This is a genomic window from Blastomonas sp. CCH1-A6 (assembly GCF_001556365.1).
Classification (GTDB): domain Bacteria; phylum Pseudomonadota; class Alphaproteobacteria; order Sphingomonadales; family Sphingomonadaceae; genus Blastomonas; species Blastomonas ursincola.
Genome location: NZ_LSIS01000065.1, coordinates 1 through 1,498 on the forward strand (window position 1 = coordinate 1; position 1,498 = coordinate 1,498).

Annotated in this window: 2 protein-coding genes; one reads left to right on the plus strand and one right to left on the minus strand. The window is 64.2% G+C overall.

Going from position 1 to position 1,498, the window contains the following annotated elements:
- On the plus strand, nt 1-623 hold a 623-nt coding region (locus AX735_RS02610; RefSeq protein WP_156447399.1), incomplete at its 5' end, for an autotransporter outer membrane beta-barrel domain-containing protein.
- A 352-nt stretch (nt 624-975) separates the two neighbouring features.
- Here the strand turns inward: AX735_RS02610 and AX735_RS02615 are convergent.
- Nucleotides 976-1,498 (minus strand): MarC family protein (locus AX735_RS02615; RefSeq protein ID WP_066275110.1); only part of this gene is annotated, 523 nt, incomplete at its 5' end.

Sequence of the window (1,498 nt, forward strand, 5' to 3'; positions counted from 1 at the left end):
GCGAACTGCTGGAAGGCAGCATCTATGGCGCGGTCACCACGCCGGGCGGCCTGATCGTCGATGGCCGCGTCAGCGCTGGCCGCTTCTCGGTCGATACGGCCCGTTCAGTGCTGGTCGGTCCCACCGTTTTCAACCTGGGAACCAGCGACGACAGCCTGGCACTGACGGCGGAACTGGGCCTGTCCAAGGCCTATGAGACCAAGACGATCGTCTTCACGCCGCGCATCGCCGCACAGTACCAGTATATCAACTATGGTGACGTGCGCGAAATCGGTGGCGGTCCCGCTCTGGACATCGACCGCGACAAGTTCGACAGCCTGCAGATCCGCGTCGGCGCATCGGCCAGTGCCAAGAAGACCGCGGTGTTCCGTCCGTACATCTATGCCGACTATGTCTATGATGTGCTGGAAGGCGACCGCTTCTTCGGTGCCAATTTCGCCGGAAGCACCACGGGCCGCTTCCCCTTCGCCTATCGTTCGGACGACCGGACCTGGGCCGAGGCGGGCGTCGGTCTGACCATCTCGCAGCCGACCTTCGACTTCACCGCGTCGATCGACACCACGGTGGGTCGCCAGGACTTCCAGGCGCAGCAATACTCGCTCTCGGCGCTGGTCCGCTTCTAAGCACCAGCCCGGGCGCAAGCCTGACAGAAAAGCCCGTCAGCCGAAAGGCTGGCGGGCTTTTTCTTTCTGCACCGGCGCTAGAATTTCAGCTTGTAGCGGATCCTGATGCGATGGCTGACGACGCCATTGCCTAGGCCTGCCTCCGCTCAGCCTTGGCCTGTCAAAGGCCCCGCGCCATGGGAGCTGCGCGAGGCATCGTCATCCTGAACTCGTTTCAGGACCCATCGTGCCCCAAAAAGCCGAAAGCCGCTTGGGGAGAAATGGACCCTGAAACAAGTTCAGGGTGACGGACGATGGTAACGCTCTGCGGGGAGCATGGCCTTTGACGAGCGAGGCTCCCGCTCGCTCCGCCTTACTGAAAGCTCGCCCTGAGCCCGTCGATCACGAACTGCGCCGCCAGCGCGGCCAGCAGCACGCCGAGCAGGCGCGTGATCACGGCTTCGGCCTTGGCGCCGAGCAGCTTCATCAGCGGGCCTGCGGTCAGTAGCGCGACCAAGGTCAGCAGCAGCACGGCGAGCAGCGCGGCGAGGATCGTCAGCGCGCGGTCGAGGCCGCTGTTCTGCGACACCAGCAGCATCACCGAGGCAATCGAGCCGGGGCCGGCGATCATCGGCATCGCCATCGGGAAGATCGAGACATCCTCGATCTCGGGCGTCTCCATCACCTTCTGCGCGCGCTGTTCGCGGCGTTCGGTGCGCTTTTCGAACACCATGTCGAGCGCGATCAGGAACAGCATGATGCCGCCCGCGATGCGGAAGCTGTTGAGTTCGATATGCAGCGCAGAGAGCAGCACCTCGCCGAACAATGCGAACACCAGCAGGATGCCGCCTGCGACGATCACCGCGCGGATCGCCATGCTGCGCCGCTGCTGCGCG